Annotated in this window: 3 protein-coding genes; 1 reads left to right on the top strand and 2 read right to left on the bottom strand. The window is 31.6% G+C overall.

Features of this window, described 5'->3' with window-relative positions:
- Positions 1 to 169 precede the first annotated feature (169 nt).
- The gene (locus B2W91_RS15370; RefSeq protein WP_291582497.1) at positions 170 to 319 is read left to right on the top strand and encodes a hypothetical protein; all 150 of its coding nucleotides are present in this window, start codon (positions 170 to 172) and stop codon (positions 317 to 319) included.
- A 98-nt stretch (positions 320 to 417) separates the two neighbouring features.
- Here B2W91_RS15370 and B2W91_RS15365 read toward each other — a convergent pair whose 3' ends face one another.
- Both B2W91_RS15365 and deoC read right to left on the bottom strand, forming a co-directional pair.
- Entirely contained in the window at positions 418 to 1,899 is a 1,482-nt protein-coding gene (locus B2W91_RS15365) for a Na+/H+ antiporter NhaC family protein (RefSeq protein ID WP_291582495.1), read from the bottom strand.
- 282 nt (positions 1,900 to 2,181) lie between these two features.
- On the bottom strand, positions 2,182 to 2,850 hold the full coding sequence (gene deoC / locus B2W91_RS15360; RefSeq protein WP_291582493.1) for a deoxyribose-phosphate aldolase: 669 nt from the start codon (positions 2,848 to 2,850) through the stop codon (positions 2,182 to 2,184).
- Positions 2,851 to 3,052 lie beyond the last annotated feature (202 nt).

Raw genomic sequence — 3,052 nt, 5'->3', positions numbered from 1 at the left:
AAAATAAAATTTATTTTAAAAAGCTTCAAAGGCTTTCGCTGTGGAGTTTTAGCCATAATTATTCATCTTTAATTCTTAATTTTTAATCCATAAATGGGAGCTTTTGTTCTATGGCATTATCCCTTCAAGATGAACAAATTAAGGAAAATGCGGTGGCATCAGGGCCAATTTGGACTCCGTTAATCCCAACAGTTTTAATGAAAGTGAAGTAGGACAATTTAGAAGCAATTCAAGTAAAAGGCCAGGCCAGCCAGCAGAATTAGCAGAGGATTATTTATATTTAGCTAGTGATTTATCATCTTTGCATCTGGAGAGATAATTCATGTTAGCGGTGGGATAATAATCAATGGACAAAATCAATAAAAAAGTTAATTTAAAAAAGCCTTCACTTTTGTGAAGGCTTTGAATTTGAATAAATTAAGCTTGAGTAGAGCGTTTTTCTACTAACTTTAATTTTCTTGCTTTAAGTTTAACATCTGGCTCTCTTGGAAGTCCAAATTTTGGAATAAATCTATCTAAACCAGTAACGGTAAGTATTAATATAGAAGATACAGCTATAAATGCCATAAAGTTGTATTTAAGTATTTCCAGAGCTTTAAATTCGTGTAGTGGATATATAGCAGAAGCTATGCCTACATAAAAGGTCATATATACATGCCATGGGAATAATTGGGAACCAAAAACTCCAAGTGCATCAGAGAAGGTAGCATTTCTTAAACGAAGTTTATACATTGACTCTTCATCACCTTCAACATTTTCATCAACTATTTCCTTAATAATTGGTCCAATTGTAACTATTTGAGCCATCTCATCTGCAAGAGCAGCATTTCCCAAAATAGAAAGACATCCGTTCCAGAACATAAGTTGTCTTACATTTCTAGATAGTTTAACAACTAACTTTGATATAGGTTGGAAAGCGTTCATTTTTGACATCAGTCCTCCAAAGGCGCCTACCCACATCATCATAACTATAACCCATTCACCAGCTTCAGCAAATCCACCTTGAACTAAACCCATAAATGCAGGTACTGATTCTACAGTTCCAGCTAATAAACCAAGTAATAATGAAGAAATTATTCCTATTGCTAAGCAAGCAAGAGTTTGTATACCTTTAACAGCAGCTCCAATAACTAAAATTAGTGGAATAATCATATAATATGGAACTCCAGTTCTAACTTGATTTAGTAAGGTAATAGCTTCAGGTTTCTCTGTTTCTAGAACAGTCCAAACCTCACTAGGTATTGCATTAATTGCAGTAGAGGCATCTGCAGCAGTTGTTGGCAAATTCATAACTAAACTTGCAACATAGAACAATATGGCTGTAATAGCTAAACAACTTACTGACCAAACTCCTTGATGTCGTATTCTATCAATAACTTCAACTTTTTGAATACCTGAACTAACTACAGTAGTATCAGATATAAGACCAATATTATCTCCAAAGCATGCACCACCAGCAATTGCAGCTGTAGTTAATACTATGCTTCCATCAACTATATGGCATAACCATAAAAATATTGGAGCACAAGCTGCGAAGGTACCCCAAGAAGTACCGGTAGCTACGGATAATACGCATGTAACTAAGAAACTGGTTACAGCAACTGTTCGTCCGTTTAATCCAAGACTTAATGCTAAATTAACGATTGAAGCACCAACTCCAGTAGACATAAATGCTGAGGCCATTGCATAAGCAAGCATTAGTATAAAGAATACTAATTGCATACTTTTAACGTTATCGACAGCACAATCAACTATTTCATCGAATTTTAGTTTTTCAGTTAACCTCGCAATAAGTGCCGCATAAACAGTTGCTATTGGTGCCGCAAGCAACGCATCCACCTTTAACATCATAAGTCCTGCCATTACAAAGACAGGTGAAAGCTTTAATAATGCTAACATAAAAAAATCCCCCCTGATAAACTTTTGTTAAAATACTAGCTTAAGAAAGTAATTGATTTATTGAATGAAAAATTTCACTCTTTAAGCTATATGTAAATTATAAAACCTTTTTGCTTAAAATTCAACGTATTTTGAAAATTAAGACAAATAGTTTTTAAAATATAATTTTATTGTAAAAAAATGAAAAATAATGACTAATAATTGATATTTTTCTATAGTTAACAAAAAAATAACAAAAAAAGTATTAAAACTAATTTTAGTCTTAATACTTTTACAAAATTACTAATAATCAGATGTAATTTTATTATCGTTATTTACTATAGCTATAGATGCACTAGCACCTATTCTATTCGCACCAGCTTCTATAAACTTCAATGCATCTTCTGTAGTTCTAACTCCACCAGAAGCTTTAACACCTATTTGCGGGCCAACTACTTTTCTCATTAATTTAATATCTTCTACAGTTGCACCGCCAGTACTAAAGCCAGTTGAAGTTTTCACAAAATCTGCACCTGCCTCTACAGAAAGCTCGCAAGCTTTAATCTTTTCTTCTTCTGTTAATAAGCATGCTTCTATTATAACTTTAACTATAGCTTTATCTTTAGCAGTTTCTACAACTTCTTTTATATCTTTTAATACTAAGTCATAATTTTTATCTTTTAAGGCACCTATATTTATAACCATATCAATTTCATTTGCACCTAATTCAATAGCTCTAGCTGTTTCAAAAGCTTTTGCTTTTGAATCCATAGTTCCTAGTGGAAAACCTACTACTGTGCACACTAAAACACCTGAATCTTTTAATTCATCTGATACAAATTTTGTATAACAAGAATTAACGCAAACAGATTTAAACTTGTATTCCTTAGCTTCATCACATATCTTTTTTACTTGTTCTATAGTGGCATCTGCTTTTAATATTGTGTGATCAATCATTGAAGCAATATTCATTTATAAAACCTCCATTATCTAATAAAACACTAATTTTAGTGTTTTTTAAAAAAAATTAATATACCCCATAGGGGTATATTAATATAATAAGTTAAATTATATTAATAGTCAATAGTTAGCTTATTCATTCGTAAAAGAGTAAGTTTCGATAGGTTGAATTATATAAATTTATAATAGTTTATCCATATGATAAAAATATATT

The sequence above is a fragment of the Clostridium sp. UBA6640 genome (assembly GCF_002455975.1).
Taxonomy (GTDB): domain Bacteria; phylum Bacillota; class Clostridia; order Clostridiales; family Clostridiaceae; genus Clostridium_J.
This window is presented reverse-complemented; position numbering and strand designations above follow the sequence as displayed.